General features: G+C 72.2%; 16 protein-coding genes. 5 read left to right on the top strand and 11 right to left on the bottom strand.

Annotated features, from left to right (window positions below):
- Positions 1-29 precede the first annotated feature (29 nt).
- The 3 genes from OG899_RS18565 (at position 30) to OG899_RS18555 (ending at position 2,211) form a co-directional block, all read left to right on the top strand.
- Positions 30-785 (top strand): metal ABC transporter ATP-binding protein, encoded by a 756-nt coding sequence (locus OG899_RS18565; RefSeq protein WP_189427566.1) that lies wholly within the window; start codon positions 30-32, stop codon positions 783-785.
- Positions 785-1,687, top strand: coding sequence for a metal ABC transporter permease (locus OG899_RS18560; RefSeq protein ID WP_125497975.1), 903 nt, complete (start codon positions 785-787; stop codon positions 1,685-1,687). The genes OG899_RS18565 and OG899_RS18560 overlap by 1 nt, the downstream gene beginning before the upstream one ends.
- 101 nt (positions 1,688-1,788) lie before the next feature.
- Entirely contained in the window at positions 1,789-2,211 is a 423-nt protein-coding gene (locus tag OG899_RS18555; RefSeq protein WP_125497974.1) for a Fur family transcriptional regulator, read from the top strand.
- An 80-nt stretch (positions 2,212-2,291) separates the two neighbouring features.
- Here the strand turns inward: OG899_RS18555 and OG899_RS18550 are convergent, their stop codons facing one another.
- The 3 genes from OG899_RS18550 to OG899_RS18540 form a co-directional block, all read right to left on the bottom strand.
- Positions 2,292-3,131: an isoprenyl transferase gene (locus tag OG899_RS18550; RefSeq protein WP_125497973.1), complete on the bottom strand. Its 840-nt coding sequence runs from the start codon at positions 3,129-3,131 to the stop codon at positions 2,292-2,294.
- A 28-nt stretch (positions 3,132-3,159) separates the two neighbouring features.
- Positions 3,160-3,906 carry a DNA repair protein RecO gene (gene recO, locus OG899_RS18545; RefSeq protein ID WP_168131061.1) on the bottom strand — a complete coding sequence of 249 codons (747 nt, stop codon included), beginning with the start codon at positions 3,904-3,906 and terminating at the stop codon, positions 3,160-3,162.
- A gap of 133 nt (positions 3,907-4,039) precedes the next feature.
- Positions 4,040-4,255 carry a hypothetical protein gene (locus OG899_RS18540; protein ID WP_168131060.1) on the bottom strand — a complete coding sequence of 72 codons (216 nt, stop codon included), beginning with the start codon at positions 4,253-4,255 and terminating at the stop codon, positions 4,040-4,042.
- A gap of 199 nt (positions 4,256-4,454) precedes the next feature.
- Here OG899_RS18540 and OG899_RS18535 point away from each other — a divergent pair, with 199 nt between their 5' ends.
- Entirely contained in the window at positions 4,455-5,375 is a 921-nt protein-coding gene (locus tag OG899_RS18535; protein WP_168131059.1) for a dihydrodipicolinate synthase family protein, read from the top strand.
- Positions 5,376-5,391: 16 nt separating this feature from the next.
- Here OG899_RS18535 and OG899_RS18530 read toward each other — a convergent pair whose 3' ends face one another.
- The 6 genes from OG899_RS18530 to OG899_RS18505 all read right to left on the bottom strand — a co-directional run bounded on the left by OG899_RS18530 (position 5,392) and on the right by OG899_RS18505 (position 12,179).
- Positions 5,392-6,555, bottom strand: coding sequence for a low temperature requirement protein A (locus OG899_RS18530; RefSeq protein WP_168131058.1), 1,164 nt, complete (start codon positions 6,553-6,555; stop codon positions 5,392-5,394).
- Between the two features lie 56 nt (positions 6,556-6,611).
- Complete coding sequence (locus tag OG899_RS18525; protein WP_189427505.1) at positions 6,612-7,619, bottom strand: SCO2521 family protein; 1,008 nt, start codon at positions 7,617-7,619, stop codon at positions 6,612-6,614.
- Between the two features lies 1 nt (position 7,620).
- Positions 7,621-8,586: an SCO2522 family protein gene (locus tag OG899_RS18520; protein WP_168131056.1), complete on the bottom strand. Its 966-nt coding sequence runs from the start codon at positions 8,584-8,586 to the stop codon at positions 7,621-7,623.
- On the bottom strand, positions 8,583-9,500 hold the full coding sequence (locus OG899_RS18515) for an SCO2523 family variant P-loop protein (protein ID WP_189427504.1): 918 nt from the start codon (positions 9,498-9,500) through the stop codon (positions 8,583-8,585). The genes OG899_RS18520 and OG899_RS18515 overlap by 4 nt, the downstream gene beginning before the upstream one ends.
- Before the next feature lie 3 nt (positions 9,501-9,503).
- Positions 9,504-11,333, bottom strand: a complete 1,830-nt coding sequence (locus tag OG899_RS18510; RefSeq protein ID WP_168131054.1) for an SCO2524 family protein — start codon at positions 11,331-11,333, stop codon at positions 9,504-9,506.
- A gap of 93 nt (positions 11,334-11,426) precedes the next feature.
- A complete protein-coding gene (locus OG899_RS18505) occupies positions 11,427-12,179 on the bottom strand; it encodes an SCO2525 family SAM-dependent methyltransferase (protein WP_168131053.1) in 753 nt (250 codons plus the stop codon).
- Between the two features lie 351 nt (positions 12,180-12,530).
- On the opposite strand from OG899_RS18505, the gene OG899_RS18500 reads away from it, so the two are divergent.
- Entirely contained in the window at positions 12,531-13,100 is a 570-nt protein-coding gene (locus OG899_RS18500; RefSeq protein ID WP_189427503.1) for a GNAT family N-acetyltransferase, read from the top strand.
- A gap of 112 nt (positions 13,101-13,212) precedes the next feature.
- Here OG899_RS18500 and OG899_RS18495 read toward each other — a convergent pair whose 3' ends face one another.
- On the bottom strand, positions 13,213-13,911 hold the full coding sequence (locus tag OG899_RS18495; RefSeq protein ID WP_125497966.1) for a TerB family tellurite resistance protein: 699 nt from the start codon (positions 13,909-13,911) through the stop codon (positions 13,213-13,215).
- A gap of 181 nt (positions 13,912-14,092) precedes the next feature.
- A complete protein-coding gene (gene leuA, locus OG899_RS18490; RefSeq protein WP_125497965.1) occupies positions 14,093-15,814 on the bottom strand; it encodes a 2-isopropylmalate synthase in 1,722 nt (573 codons plus the stop codon).
- Between the last annotated feature and the right edge of the window lie 355 nt (positions 15,815-16,169).

The raw sequence follows: 16,169 nt of genomic DNA, 5'->3' as shown, positions 1-16,169 counted from the left end.
CCGACACCACCGACGCCGAGGAGGCGACCATGGGCGACTGCGTCGTCGCACTGAGCCGGGTGACCGCCGAGCTGGGCGGCCGCCGGGTGCTGCACGGCATCGACCTGACCGTGCGGCGCGGTGAGGTGGTCGCGCTGCTCGGCGCCAACGGCTCCGGCAAGTCCACCACCGTCCGCGCCGTCATCGGACAGGTCCCGGTGACCGGCGGCGAGATCGCACTGTTCGGCACGCCGCGCCGCACCTTCCGCGACTGGGCGCGCGTCGGCTACGTGCCGCAGCGCACCACGGCCGCGGGCGGTGTCCCGGCCACCGTCACCGAGGTCGTCTCCGCGGGCCGGCTGTCCCGCACCCGTTTCGGACCGTTCCGCAAGGCCGACCGCGAGGCCGTGCACCACGCCCTGGAGCTGGTCGGCCTCGCGGACCGGGCGAAGGACTCGGTGAACGCGCTGTCCGGCGGCCAGTACCAGCGGGTGCTGATCGCCCGCGCGCTGGCCGCCTGGCCCGAACTGCTGATCATGGACGAGCCGATGGCGGGCGTGGACCTGGCCAGCCAACAGGTTCTGGCCGACACCCTGCGCGAGCAGGTGGCGGGCGGTGCGACGGTGCTGCTGGTGCTGCACGAACTCGGCCCGCTCGAGCCGCTCATCGACCGGGCGGTGGTCCTGCGCGACGGCCGTGTCGTGCACGACGGCCCGCCCGAGGGGGCCGGGTCCGACCACGACCACGTCCACCCCCACGCCCCGCACGAGCCCTCCGATCCGATCCGCACGGGACTGCCGCTGTGATGGACCTTCTGACCTACCCCTTCATGCAGCGGGCGCTGCTGGCCGCCGTCCTGGTCGGCATCACCGCACCCGCCATCGGTCTGTACCTGGTGCAGCGCCGCCAGGCCCTGATGGGCGACGGCATCGGCCATGTGGCCATGACCGGCGTCGGCCTCGGCTTCCTGCTGTCCACCTCGCCGGTGTGGATGGCGACGGCGGTCTCCGTGCTCGGCTCGGTCCTGATGGAACTGATCCGCTGGTACGGCCGCACCCGCGGCGACATCGCCCTGGCGATGCTGTTCTACGGCGGCATGGCCGGCGGCGTCATGTTCATCAACCTCGCCCCCGGCGGCTCCAACGCCAATCTGACCTCGTACCTGTTCGGCTCCCTGTCCACGGTCTCGTCGTCGGACGTGGTGGCGATCTGCCTGCTGGCGGCGTTCGTCGTCCTGGTCACCCTGGGCCTGCGCCGGCAGATGTTCGCCGTCAGCCAGGACGAGGAGTTCGCCCGGGTCACCGGCCTGCCGGTGCGCGCGCTGAACCTGCTGACCGCCGTCACCGCCGCGGTGACCGTGACCGTGGCGATGCGCGTGGTCGGGCTGCTGCTGGTCAGCGCGCTCATGGTGGTGCCGGTGGCCGCCGCCCAGCAGCTGGCCCGCAGCTTCGCGGCGACCTTCGCGATCGCCGTGGCCATCGGGGTGACCGTCGCCCTCGGCGGCACCGTCACCTCGTACTACCAGGACGTGCCGCCCGGCGCGACGATCGTGCTGCTGACCATCGCGGCGTTCCTCGTCCTCACCGCCCTGGCCACCCCGCTGGCCCGGCGCCGCGCCCGGGCGGCCTCGCTGCAACGGCCCGCCGCGGACCCCGCCGAGCGTGCGATTCCGGCCGGGCGGGCGTCCGCCGACGAAGTCGGCGTCTGACCACGCGAGCCTCGGGCTGGCACAATGACCCAAGGCAGACGCGAGACGTTGCACGAGACGGTTCAGGACGTCTCGGCTCCGGACGTTTCAGGAGGCAACCGGTGACGACCGCAGGACCGCCCGTGAAGGGCCGCGCCACCCGGCAGCGCGCCGCCGTCGCGGCGGCCCTCGACGAGGTCGACGAGTTCCGCAGCGCGCAGGAGCTCCACGACATGCTCAAGCACAAGGGCGACTCGGTCGGCCTCACCACGGTCTACCGCACCCTGCAGTCCCTCGCCGACGCCGGCGAGGTGGACGTCCTGCGCACCTCCGACGGCGAGTCCGTCTACCGCCGCTGCTCCTCCGGCGGGCACCACCACCATCTGGTCTGCCGCACCTGCGGCAAGGCCGTCGAGGTCGAGGGCCCGGCCGTGGAGCAATGGGCGGAGACCGTCGCGGCGGAACACGGCTTCGTCAACGTCGCCCACACGGTGGAGATCTTCGGCACCTGTGCGGAGTGCTCCGCGAGAGGGGAGAACTCCTGAGTCCGCACGAGGACGGGTCCAGCAGGGCGAACCGAGAACGTCCGGGGCGCCGCACCGGGTGACGGTGCGGCGCCCCGCTGTCACTCGCCCTCGCCGCGGCCCTCGGCGGCCAGCAGCACCTCGTTGGGCACGGCCCCGCCGAAGCGGCGGTCGCGGGAGGCGAACTCCACGCAGGCCCGCCACAGGTCCCGGCGGTCGAAGTCCGGCCACAGCACGTCCTGGAACACCAGCTCGGCGTAGGCGCTCTGCCACAGCAGATAGTTGGAGGTGCGCTGCTCGCCGCTGGGCCGCAGGAACAGGTCCACGTCCGGCATGTCCGGGTAGTACAGGTACTTCTGGACCGTCTTCTCGTTGACCTTGGACGGGTCCAGCCGGCCCGCCTTGACGTCCTCCGCGATCGCCTTGGCGGCGTCCGCCAACTCCGCCCGGCCGCCGTAGTTCATGCAGAAGTACAGCGTGAGCCGGTCGTTGTCCTTGGTCTGCTCCTGCGCGACCTGCAGCTCCTTGGCCACCGACTTCCACAGCCGGGGCATCCGGCCCACCCAGCGCACCCGGACGCCGAGCGCGTCCAGCTGGTCGCGGGAGGCGCGGATGAAGTCCCGGTTGAAGTTCATCAGGAAGCGCACCTCCTCCGGCGAGCGCTTCCAGTTCTCGGTGGAGAAGGCGTAGAGGGAGACGTTGCCGATGCCCATCTCGATGGCGCCCTGCAGCACGTCCAGCACCCGCTCGGCGCCGACCTTGTGGCCCTCGGTGCGCGGCAGCCCGCGCTGCTTGGCCCACCGGCCGTTGCCGTCCATGACGATGGCCACGTGCTCCGGGACCAGCTCGCCGGGGAGCTTGGGCGGCCGGGCGCCCGACGGGTGCGGCTGCGGTGCCTGGTACTCGCGCCGCCGGCTCCCCAGGATCCCGCGTACGGCCATGTGCTCTCGTCTCCCTCGCTGTGGGGTGTTACTTCTCGACGTACCTCAGTGAGCGCAGTCCGCGCTCGAGGTGCCAGTGCAGATATGCGGACACCAGCCCGCTCGCCTCGCGCACATGGCGGGGCTCGCACGCGTCCGCGGTCGCCCAGTCCCCGGTGAGCAGCGCACCGAGGAGCGTGAGCGTCTGCGGCGAGGGTACGACACTGCCGGGCACCCGGCAGTCCGCGCAGACCGAACCGCCCGATGAGACCGAAAAGAACCGGTTCGGGCCGGGCATCCCGCACTGGGCGCAGTCGCCGAAACTGGGCGCGTAGCCGTTGACCGCCAGGGAGCGCAGCAGGAACGCGTCGAGCACCAGATGCGGGGCGTGCTCGCCCCGGGCCAGCGTCCGCAGCGCACCCACCAGCAGCAGGTACTGCTGCACGGCCGGCTCGCCCTCGTGGTCGGTGAACCGCTCGGCCGTCTCCAGCATGGCCGTACCGGCGGTGTAGCGGGCGTAGTCCGTCACGATCCCGCTGCCGTACGGGGCGATGGTCTCGCTCTGCGTGCACAGTGGCAGGCTCCGGCCCACCAGCTCGCTGCCCCGTGCGAAGAACTGCACGTCCACGTGGGAGAAGGGCTCCAGGCGCGCCCCGAACTTGGACTTGGTGCGCCGCACGCCGCGAGCCACGGCCCGCACCCGCCCGTGCCCCCGGGTGAGCAGAGTGATGATCCTGTCCGCTTCGCCCAGCTTCTGGGTGCGCAGTACGATGCCGTCGTCGCGGAACAGACTCATGGGCTCCATTCTCCCCCACGGCGGAGCCCTGCCGGGCCCGGGGGAGGCCGTGGGGGTGCGCCCCTTGCGCCGCGGAAGCCGTTCCGCACAGCACCGCCGTCGCCGTGCCCGCCGCCCGCGCCCTACCGGGCCCTCACCGCAGTGCCTCGGCCAGCCGTGCGGCCGTCTCCACCGAGCAGCGTCCCAGCTCGATGAGCGGACACGGCGCCTCCCGGGCGAGCGCGACGGGATCGAGCCGCAGCGACGGCAGGACGATCCCGGCCTTCTCCAGCGCGGTGCGCAGCTCCGTGAGCGTTTCCTCCGCCTGCCGCACCCGGAACGCCGCACCACCCGACTGCGGTGCTGTCATCACACGCTCCCCTTCGTCCACATGGTTCACTTCACGCTCTGCATACCCATGCGACGGTCTGTAACTACATGGGGATGGCTGCGGGATGCGGACGGGCCGATGACGGCCGGGACGGACGCCGCGCGTCCGGGTGCGAACGGGCGCCGCGCGACCACCATGGAAACCGGCCGCTGCCCGCCACGCCGAACGAGGAGGTCCCATGGCCCTGCCCGCGCCGCTGACCGGAGTCGTCCCTCCCGTGTGCACCCCGCTGACGCCCGACCGCGAGGTGGACGTGCCCTCGCTGCTGCGGCTGGTGGACCACCTGGTGGAGGGCGGGGTCCACGGCGTGTTCGTGCTCGGCACCGCCTCGGAGGCGGCGTTCCTGACGGACCGGCAGCGCCGGCAGGTGGTGGAGGCGGTGGCCGCCCATCTGGACGGGCGGCTTCCCCTGCTGGCGGGGGCGATCGACATGAGCACCGCCCGCGTGCTCGACCAGGTGGCGTCCGTCGCCGCGGCAGGCGCCGACGGCGTCGTCGTCACCGCCCCGTTCTACGTCCTTTCCCGTCCGGCGGAGATCGCCCGCCACTTCCGCCGTGTCGCGGAGCGCAGCCCGGTGCCCGTGCTGGCCTACGACATCCCGCCCTGTGTGCACACCGGGCTGCCGGTGGATCTGGTGCTGCACCTGGCCGAGGAGGGTGCGCTGGCCGGTCTGAAGGACTCCAGCGCCGACCTGGCCCACCTCCGGGAGATCCTCGCCGGGGTGCGGGCCGGGGCGGGCCCGGCCGGATTCAGCGTGCTGACCGGGTCCGAGCGGCTGGTCGACGCGGCCCTCGCGCTGGGCGCGGACGGTGCCGTGCCGGGGCTGGCCAACGTGGACCCGCACGGCTATGTGCGCCTGTACCGGCAGGCCCGGGCGGGCGACTGGGACGGCGCCCGGGCCGAGCAGGAGCGGCTGTGCGAGTTGGCCGGCATGACCGGCTCCGCGGGCACGGGGCCGTCCGCGTGGGGCGCGTACAAGGCGGCGCTGCATCTGCGGGGCGTCATCGACTGCCCCGCCACGGCGGAACCGCAGCTGCCGCCGGCGCCGGAGGAGGTGGAGCGGGTGCGGACGCTGCTGGCCGCGGCCGGGCTGGTGTGAGAGCCGCGGCAGACGGTCAGTCGCCGCTGTCCACCATCCAGGTGCCGTCCTCGTCGTCCACGCGGGCCTCCAGCTCGGTGAGGGTCATGCCGGCCTCCCACAGTTCCTGGAACCGCTTGATCCGGTCCTGGACGTGCTGCGGCCGGGCGATGAGCCGGGTGCGCACATTGACGTCACGCAGGTCCTGGTCGATCTCGAAGGAGACCGCCTCGTCGTAGACGATGCAGTCGTTGGTGGTGCCGCGCTGCAGGGTCGGCGGCAGCTCGGACAGCACCGACACGCGCACCCCGATGCCCATCTGCGCCTGCTCCTCGCACAGCGACAGCAGCCGGTCGCCCAGGCTCTGCGCGTTCTCCACCAGGAACACCCGGCGCACCGGCACTCCACGGTGCTTGATCGCCTCTTCCTGGGCATCCAGATAGCGGCTGGCCGGTTCGCTGTTCCAGAACTCCCGGTCCACAGAGGTGCTGATGGCGCAGATGGACTGTTCGGCCGCGCAGGTCAGGGAGAGCATCCAGTCGTGGTTCTCGCCGGGGCACTCGGTGGTCAGCGCGGTCAGGTCGGTCAGGTGCCCGACGACCCGCCGCATCTCCAGGCGGACGAACGTGTCCAGGATGGGCGGGCCGGGCGCGACGACCTCGGCGAACCGGTCGGCGAGGTCGGGCACGCTGCCGTCGGTGCTGACCAGGGCATGGGGGTCGCGGGACTCGGCCTCCTGCCGCTGCTGGTCGATCCGGGTCTCGATCAGCTGCCTGAGGTCCTGGATGTCCTTCGTGTGCCGGGTGAGGACCTCGCGCATGGCGGCCGCGGTCTCGACGGGCGCGTGCTCCGCCCGCTGCACCTGCTTCTCCAGTTTGCGGGTCTGCCGCAGCGTCTGCCGGGCGTGCTCCTCCAGCCGCAGGTCCAGGGCCAGCACGTGCTGGATCACGACGGCGCCGACCGCGCACAGCAGCGCCGCCAGGAGCTGCCGTGGCCAGCTGCCGTGCGGGGCGAGCAGCGCGGCGACGCCCCAGACGAGGGCGCCGACGACCGTCCCGGCCGCTCCACGGCGCAGCCACCGGTCCCTGCCGGGGTGCCGGCCGGTGGCGGCCGTGGGCGAGCGCCCGGTCACGTCGGGCGGATCGGTGGCACCGGGCGTGCCGGCGGGGCTGCCGGGCCGAGGTGACGGTGCGGTGCTCATCTCGCTTCTCCCCCCGTTTCCTTCGCGCGTCGGTCGGGACATGACGATGTGTCCGGTCAGCCGGCGGGCTCCACCTCCCGCTGCACCGAGGCGACCGCGTGCAGGGCCAGCTGGTCGCGGATGCGCTGGACGAGCGTCTGCCACTGGCGGGTGAAGCCGGGGCTGTCCTCCAGCGCCTCCCACAGCACAGCCAGCTGTCTCGCCACCCGGGCCCGCGGCATCCACAGGTGCAGCAGGTGGTCGACGGCGGGCCGCAGCGCGGCCACCACGGGCCGGTGCGGTGCCGCGCCCGGTCCGCGGCGGGCGGGCGGCCCGCCCAGGGCGATGCCGTCCAGCATCCGGACGACGGTGGTGAGCAGCCAGTCGTGCAGGGCGAGGTCGTCGCAGAGCCCGGCGATGTCGGCCGGGGACGTTCCCTCGGGGATCCGCAGCCGTACGGTGCGCAGCTCGTCCTCGGCCAGCGTGAACCGTTCGAGCGAGGGGCCGTCGTCGCCCTCGGCGGGCAGGGCGACCCAGCGCAGCCGGGTGGGCCGGGAGCGCAGCGGCGGATCGTGGTCGAGCAGGGGGTGGCGCAGCAGCCGGGTGAGCAGGCCGTCGGCGATCAGGCCGACGTCCAGGTCGCCGGGGCGCCCGCCGTCCAGCACGCCCTGCGCGACGGCCTCGTGGGGCAGCTTCCCCAGCGGCTCCACCACGCCGGGTCGCACCAGGTAGTGGCCCCAGGGCTGCCGTATGCCCGGGCCGGCGGCCATCAGCCGCGTGTACGCGGAGGTCTGCAGGACGCGGCCCTCGGTGAGCGCGGCGCGGGCGGCGACCGTGCCGACGGCGCGGACGCGGGCGCCGTCGGCGCTGGGCAGCGGGCAGTCCACGCCGGTGAGCACCTCGGGCGAACGCGCGTAGAGGTTGGGGCGTTCGGACAGCAGGACGTGTTCGTCGGCGCGCAGGGCGAGCAGTGCGGCGGCGGAGCGGCTGTCGAGGGCCTGCCGGGCGGGCAGCAGGCAGGTGCGGACCTCGCCGCAGGCCAGCACGGTGTGCGGCGTGGTGTCCGGCTGCCTGGCCTTCGCCATGTCAGGACCCCGCATAGAAGACGTAGGAGACACGGTCGGCGACCGAGTCCGGGACGTCCAGGTGCTCGCGCGCCGAGCGTTCGGCGACCTGGCGCAGGGCCGTGCGGTCCACCTCGATCTGGTCCAGGACGACACGCACGGCGTGTTCGACCGGCAGGAACCGGTTGGGCAGCACCGAGCAGGTCCGGTAGGCGGCGAACGGATCGGCGCGGGGGTTGAGCCGGATCAGGGGAGGCAGCTCGTCCCAGTCGTCGGGGAAGCCGTCCCCCGCGTGCGGACGGGGGGTGAAGACGGGTTCGCCCCGGTGGCGCAGCAGCCCGAGCCGGCCCAGCTGCCACACGGCGGCGAGGAACGGGCAGGACCAAGTGCGGTTGCCCTGCGCGTCGTCGGTCCACAGCTCCGCGTCGAGGAAGACGGAGTGGCGGCGGGCCGCTGTCTCCCGGGGCGGCTGCCAGGCGACGGCCGTCTTCATGGCCTGGGGGGTGCGGGGGGCGGGGCTGCGTTCGCCGTTGGCCAGCCAGCCGGTCTGCGCGGCCGGCGGACGGTTGCCGTAGGTGCCGGGCGGCGGCGACTCGACGATGCGGCCGGCGACGGCCTCGGCGACCGGCACGGTGCCGCTGACCGCGCAGCCGGACTCGCGGGCCAGGTAGTCGATGACGAGGCCGGCCCGGTCGGCCTCCTCGAGCAGCTGCGGGACGAGTTCGGCCGGGGTGGAGAAGCGGGTGAAGTAGTCGTCGACGAGGAAGCACGTGCTGATGCGGGGGCGACGGCCGCCGCTGCGGGCCTCGGCCGCGGCACGCGCGGCCGCCGCCCACGGCCCGACCTGGGCGAAGTGCTCCCGCAGACGCGCCGGTCCGGCCTCGAAGTCCTCCATGTACAGGTGGCCCACCTCCAGCGAGAGGTGGGACAGCGGCACGGCCTGGGTGCGCGGGTCGGCGGCCGTCTCCCGGAACACCGCCTCGGTCATGGCCGCCCCCAGTAGGAGTCGTCGGTCAGCCGCAGGGCGATCTCCTCCAGCGCCTCCAGCGTCTCCTTGTTGGCGATCTGCTTGGCGAGCACGTCGTCCTCGGTGATCAGCTGCTCGCGCCACTGCAGGATGGGCTCCAGCGGCACGACGCCGAGGACGACGCTGTCGCCGACGCCCTGTTCGGCGGCGAGCCGGCGCAGCGCCTCGTCGCAGGCCTGCATCCAGGCCGCCTGGGCGGGCGTGCCGTTGGACCACAGCGGGGACTCCGGGTCCGGCACGGCGGCCCGCACGAAGCGGATCGCGGCCCTGAGGGCGTGCTCGTCGTGTCCGCGCTCGACGCCGCCGGCGATGATGCCGTGCTTCTTGTGGACCAGGCCGGCGGCCGCTATCACGTGCTGGCGGGTCCAGCGGTGGAAGACCAGCCAGCGGAACGGGACGGAGCGCATCCGCGGGTGGGCGGTGGCGGCCAGCACCATGTCCACCGCGTAGCTGCGGCCGGCGCTGAGGTCCACCATGATCACGTCGAATTCGCTGTGCAGCCTGAGCAGCAGGTCGATGCAGCGTTGAAGGGCGTCCTCCCCGGTGGCGAACTCGCCGCCGCCGGCGTCGCCGGGCAGCAGGACCAGGCGGCCGGACTGGTTGGGCCGGGTGCGCAGCAGCTGGTGCTCGGTCTGCCGCCACACGTCGATCCGGGCGGGTTCGGCGACCTCGCCCTCCAGGTAGCTGTGCAGACCGCGGTCCTCGATGCCGCGCATCGCGGCGGGCACGTCGAACACGGCGGCGGCCGTCGGCGAGCCGAAGTCGAAGTCCACGTACGCCACATGGTCGCCGGCCAGGGCCCGCTGGTAGGCCAGGTTGGCGCTGGTGACCGAGCGGCCCGTGCCTCCCTTGTCGGAGGCGGCGAAGACGAGCACGGCTCACACCTCCTGTGCGGCGGCGCTTCTGGCCTGGGCCAGGGTGTCGAGTTCCTGCAGCACCGGCAGGGCCAGGGCGAAGGCGGTGGCGGGCCGCTCGTCGAGGAGGCGGCGGGCGTGGTCCAGACGGCTCTCGATGCTGCGCATGGCACGGCTGCGGCTGCCGTCGGTGCCGACGGCGGCCTGGAGCTGCTCCTTGCCGAACAGGTGGGTGGCCTCGTTGAGCATCTCCCTAGCCAGCTGGGCCAGCTCCGGGCTGCGGATCGGCTGCTGTTCGTACAGGCCGCGGGCGGCCACCAGGCATTCGATGACGCGCTCGGTGATGCTCCAGGACATCCGCGGGCCGTTGCGCACATCGGGGTAGACGATGCTCAAGTCGTCCCACAGCCCGGTGCCCTCGCCCTCCTCGATCCGCCGCTTCCACAGGTGTTCGAAGATCTGCTCGGCCAGTCGCAGCAGCCTGTCCTGGGCGTCGATGTTCCGCGACAGCGCGGCCAGCTGGACGGTCCGTTTGAGCAGCTGCGCGGAGTAGTCCGTCATCCGCCACTGCAGCGGGCCGCCGGAGCGCTCGGAGCCGGCCAGCGGCATCAGCACGCCGGGAAGGTGCAGGCCGACGGCCGGGTCCCGGAACGTCATACGGCTGGTGATCCGGCCGCGGTCGGCGAGGCGTTCCATGATGGCGACGGTGCGGGTGAGGTCGTCGTCGGTGGCCCTGCGGCGGAGCAGGTCGTGCACGAGGATGGCGGCGACGGTCAGCGAGAAGTACTCGGACTCCAGCCTGAGGCCGGTGGTCTGCCAGGGCAGGTCCTCCAGGGGCCACCGTTCGCCGCCGAACCGGGCCACGGTGGACCAGTACTGCTGGCTCAGCTCCCAGCGCAGCCGCAGCGCCTCGGCGAGCCGTTGCTGGTCGGCGTCGAGCAGGCCCAGGGTGAGGGTGCGCTCGGAGAACAGGTCCTGGATGCCGTCCAGGGCGACGACGGTGAAGTACACATAGGGCACCCGGTCGGCGATGCCGTCGGGCTGCCCGGGGAAGTCGGTGACCTTCGGCGCGTCGCGCACGATGCCCCAGGCCCAGCCGCACTCGAAGAGCTGGCTCTCGTCGCGGATGGACTCGTCCACCTCGATGCCGCGGGTGAGGCTCTCGATGATGGTGGCGCGCAGCTGACGGAAGCCGCGGGAGAACTGCTGCAGCACCGCCCGGTCGGACTGTCTGCGCTGTCCGAGGAGGTCGATCAGGCGCCGGCCCTGTTCGGACTCGGCGTCGAAGACGTTGACGGTGAAGGAGCGCAGCAGGCTGATCATCGCCGCGGTCAGCCGGGTGCTGGTGGCCTCGCGCAGCTCGGCGATCGCCCGGTGCACCTCGGGGCGGCCGGTGGTGGTCTCGTAGACCTTGAGGAAGCCGAGGGTGGCCAGGCACAGCGTGACGGACATCGAGTAGGAGTCCACCACGCCCAGCTGGGCCTGCTCGTGGGTCAGCGGCACGGACGGGTCGGCGGTCTTGAAGTAGTGGCCGCCGGCGAAGGTGGGGCTGTCGTCCGGGCCGGTGTGGGTGCGCATGAACTGGGTGAGCGCGGAGATCAGGTTCGGGGGGATCTCCAGACGGGTGCCGACGCTCTCCAGGGCGCGCAGCATGTCCCGTTCGGTGGTGTCGGGCTGGTCGAGCCGGAACGCGGGGACCTCGGTCGCGGGGTAGAGCAGGCACAGCAGACGCTCGGCGTCGGCGACGCTGCTCAGCCCGTCGCCGTCCCGCCATTGGAACTTGCCGTCGTCGAACGAGTGGCGGGCCACGGCCCGCCAGATGTCCAGCAGATGCTGACGCGGCTTGATCTGCATCCCCGAACCCCTCGCACAGATCTCGTTGCGCTGTGTCCAGTCATCGTCCCCGCTCCCGGGCCGTGGCAATCGCTCGTGCCGGAGGAACAGCTGTCAGCTGGAGCCACCCGCCGAGTTGCGTCGTCCCAGGGCCAGCAGGATCCCCTCGTGTCCCGGGCGCACCGTGTGCCGCAGATCGTGGATCTCCAGTTCCGCGGCGTACGGCTGAAGGCTCTGCCGGGCCCGGTGTGCGTCCACCGGGTAGGCCGGGTAGCGGTGTTCGCCCACCTGGTATCCCTGCGACTGCTTCATGAAGGCGACGGCGAAGGGTGCCGATGCGTCCAGGGCGTTCATGAAGCAGTGCACGCCCTGCCGGAACTCCTCGGCGTCCTCGGACATCGAGTCGGCGACGAAGAACATCGTCCCGACGTCCCAGCGTCGTTGACCGTTCAGGTCGAAGAGATTGGCCCGCTCCACCCGGACGATCTGGCCGACCTCGGTGTGCGGGTCGATGCCACGGTAGGCGGGAGCCTGGCACAGCTCCTCCCAGAAGGCGTCCCAGGTCGCATCGAGTCCTCCGGGAGCGGTCTGGCGCTCCAGGTAGGCGACGTTCGGCGGCGCGTACTCCAGCAGCAGGATCTTCTCGCACCAGGGCAGCATGGACAGCGCGGGATACAGGTTGGCACCGGCGCCGACGTCGACCCCTCTGGCCGACCGCGGGGCCGCGGCGGCGAAACAGCGGCTGAAGTGGTCGCGCAGCAACCGCACGATCTTCAGGTCCACTTCCAGGGGGGTGCGGTAGTTGTTGTCGACGTACACCTCGGGGTCGAACTCCGACCACGGTGCGTCAGCGTTGCGGTCCATCATCACCCTGCCGCGTCCATTCGTCTCGGGAGTCGCGCGGGCAGGCCTGCGGAACCCCCCGGGGGTGTCGGCGGTCCGGGACGGAACACCGCCTCACCCTGCACGGTAGGTCGCGAGGGCACGGACAGACAGCCGGGAATGCGTCGTTCCCGGCGCACCGGAAGCGTCGCGGAGCGCCTCGGCGCACGGCACCGGACCGCGCGCCACCCTTGCGAGCAGGGGGTTGTGGGCTCACGCTGGTCGGCAGGTGCCGCCGACGCCACCACGGTTCACTCCTCCCTTCGGGCGTATCGCGCAGGTGCCCTTCACGTTGACGTCCGCATGTTCCGCACGTCCTCACCGGGGGTGGGTGGCATGACCGCAGAGCCGCTGAAACGCTTCTCCAGAGACGACGGACCGCAGGCACGTCCCGGTGCGCCCGCGAGGCCGGACACGGCCCGGCTCGTCCCGCGGACTGCGCGCGAGTCCGACCTGCCGGAGCTGCGCCGACTGGACCAGGAGGTCTTCGGGGAGGTCGCCTACCCCGCTTTCCTGCTGCGCCAGCTGTTCGACATGTACGCCGAGCACTTCCTGGTGCTCGACGACGGCACCGGCCGTCTGCGCGGCTATGTGCTGGCCGGGACCTCGGCCCTGCGGGCGGACAGCTGGATCCTGGGCCTGGGCGTGGCCCACGACCGCCGCCGTCACGGGCTGGGCCGCGAACTCATGGTGGCGATCCTCGACCGGCTGCGGCGCAGCGGCATCGAGGAGGTCCGGCTCACCGTGGAGCCCGGCAACCGCGCCGCCCTCCTGCTCTACCGTTCGCTGGGCTTCCGCCCCGAGGGGCCCGACGGAGGCCTGCGCCGCGACTACTTCGGCCCCGGCATGGACCGCCGGATCCTGCGCCTGGACCTGGCCGCACGGGCCGCCGCCCCGCAGGGGTGAGCGCGCCGCCGGGCCCCGTAGGACAGCGGGGCGCCACCGGCGGGCGGGCCCGTGTCGGGACGCCGTGCCCCGGCGGAGAGCCGGGCGGGACCGGCGTGCGGGCGTGCGTGTGTCAGGACGGGGTGCGGGCCGCCGCCAGCAGCCGGGTCACGTCGCCGGACGGCAGGGTCAGGGCGGTGCCGATGGTGGTGAGGGCGTCGTGCTCGGCGGGGGTGTAGGGGCCGTCGGCCAGGGCGATGCGGGCGGCCTGGAGCAGGAGGGACTCCCGGCCGGCCGGTGCCAGGTGCGGGGCCAGCGGGTCCAGGGCCTCGTGCAGCTCTATGGTCAGCCCCGCCGCGCAGGGCCGGCTCTCGTAGGCGCGGCCGGTGTCCGCGGCGAGCGCCTCGACCAGTGCGGCCAGCTGCTCCTCGGTGCAGTCGGCGACACCGGCCGCGCGGGCGGCGGACGCGGCGGTCTCCAGGGCGGTGCGCGAGGAGGTGCCGCCGGCACAGAGCATCGCCAGGGCGATGGTGTGCACGGCGTCGCGCAGCATCGCGGAGAAGCGGGAGGTGGTCGGGTGGTCCAGGGTGTCGGGCCCGAAGTGGCCGCCGCAGGCGGCGCACGCCACGACCGGCCCGGTGGTGCCGCGCGGCAGCAGCGGCATCCCGAGCACGGTGAAGCGGCGTCGTCCGCTCAGCCGCTGGTAGTTGCGGTCGCCCCCGCACCCCGGGCAGAAGAACTCGCCGTCGCCGACGCAGGTCCACGCGATGCGGGTGCCCATGAGGCGGGCAAACCGGGTGGCACGGCCGTTTCGTCCCCGTACTGGCAGCACGTCGCACCTCCGTAACCCACGGCACCATCGCCGCGTGGGCGTGATGTTAGCCACATCGGCAGACCCCGTCAGCACCTCGGACGAGACCTTTCCGTGACCTGGCCGGTATCCGACGTGCACGGGGAAGGGCCCCGGACACCGCGAGGTGCGGCCGGGGCCCCGAAACCGCCGGTGGGAGCGGTCAGCGCGACGCGCGGTTGACGGCCGAGACGACCGCCTTCAGCGACGCACGTGTCGTGTTCGCATCGATGCCGATGCCCCACAGGACCTTGTCGCCGATCGCGCACTCGATGTAGGAGGCGGCCTGCGCCGAGGCGCCCTCGCTCATCGTGTGCTCCTGGTAGTCCAGCAGCCGTACGTCGACGCCGACGGACTGCAGCGCGTCGAAGAAGGCGGAGATCGGACCGTTGCCGGAGCCGGTCAGGACGACGTCCTCGCCGTCGACCGTGGCCTCCACCGTGAGCGTGTCCACACCGTCGCTGCCGGTGGTGGACTGGCCCTCCTTGAGCTGGATGCGGCCCCAGGGGTTGTCCGGGTTGGGCAGGTACTCGTCCTGGAAGACCGCCCAGATCTCCTGCGGCGTGATCTCGCCGCCCTCGGCGTCCGTCTTCGCCTGGATGATCTTCGAGAACTCGATCTGCATCCGGCGCGGCAGGTCCAGCTTGTGGTCGTTCTTCAGGACGTAGGAGATGCCGCCCTTGCCGGACTGGGAGTTGACGCGGATGACGGCCTCGTAGGAGCGGCCGACGTCCTTGGGGTCGATGGGCAGGTAGGGCACCTCCCACTGCAGGTCGTCGACGCTGACGCCCTTGGCCTTCGCCTCGGCCTCCATGGCGTCGAAGCCCTTCTTGATGGCGTCCTGGTGGGAGCCGGAGAAGGACGTGTAGACGAGGTCGCCCACGTACGGGTGGCGCGGGTGGACCTCCATCTGGTTGCAGTACTCCCACGTGCGACGGATCTCGTCGATGTCGGAGAAGTCGATCTGCGGGTCGACGCCCTGCGAGAACAGGTTCATCCCCAGGGTGACCAGGTCGACGTTGCCGGTGCGCTCGCCCTGCCCGAACAGGCAGCCCTCGACGCGGTCGGCGCCGGCCATGACCGCCAGCTCGGCCGCGGCCACGGCGGTGCCGCGGTCGTTGTGCGGGTGGGCGGACAGGCAGATGTACTCGCGGCGGGACAGGTGGCGGTGCATCCACTCGAAGCGGTCCGCGTAGGTGGAGGGCGTGGAACGCTCCACGGTCGCGGGCAGGTTCAGGATGATCTCGCGGTCCGGGCCGGGCTGCCAGACGTCCATGACCGCCTCGCAGACCTCCAGGGCGAAGTCCAGCTCGGTGTCGGTGAAGATCTCCGGCGAGTACTGGTAGCCGAACTCGGTCTCCTCGCCGAGCAGCTTCTCGGCGTACTCCATCACCAGGCGGGTGCCGTCCACGGCGATCTGCTTGATGTCCTCTCGGGAGCCGCGGAAGACGACCCGGCGGAAGACCGGGGCGGTGGCGTTGTACAGGTGGACCGTGGCGCGCCGGGCACCCTTGAGGGACTCCACCGTCCGCTCGATCAGGTCCTCGCGGGCCTGGGTCAGCACGGAGATGGTGACGTCGTCCGGGATCGCGCCCTCTTCCTCGATGATGGAGCGCACGAAGTCGTAGTCGGTCTGACCGGAGGCGGGGAAGCCGACCTCGATCTCCTTGTAGCCCATCGCGACGAGCATGTCGAACATCGCGCGCTTGCGGGCGGGCGACATCGGGTCGATCAGGGCCTGGTTGCCGTCCCGCAGGTCGGTGGACAGCCAGCGGGGCGCCTGGGTGATCCGCTGGTCGGGCCAGGTGCGGTCGGGGATGTCGACCTGCTCGTAGCGGCCGTACTTGTGGATCGGCATGGAACTGGGCTGCTGGCGGTTCGCCATGGGGCGTGGGCTCCTCGTGAGTTCCGCTGACAAGCGGTGCCGGATGGGACGGCCGACGGCGCAAACACGAAGCTCCGCGGGGAGGGGGTCGGCCTTACGACTGCAGACCCTCGCCGCGGCAGCTAAGGAGAAGCAGCCCGTGACTCATGGTGCTGCGCAGCCTAGCTCAGCCGTGTCCGGCCGCGAGGGTGCGTTCCAGTATGCGAAACCGGAGGAATAAATCGGGTAAAAAGTGCGGAACCTCACGCACTGCGGTCGTTTTCCGCCCTCACCCGCCTCTTCTTCATCGCGTCCGTTCCCTGATATTTCCCCCATCCTGGTTGCGGGTGGTGACAAGACAGTGACAGGGTGCGAT

The organism is Streptomyces thermoviolaceus (assembly GCF_045209695.1).
Classification (GTDB): domain Bacteria; phylum Actinomycetota; class Actinomycetes; order Streptomycetales; family Streptomycetaceae; genus Streptomyces; species Streptomyces thermoviolaceus.
The sequence above is the reverse complement of the archived record's forward strand: the minus strand, read 5'-3'. Positions and strand labels throughout refer to the sequence as shown.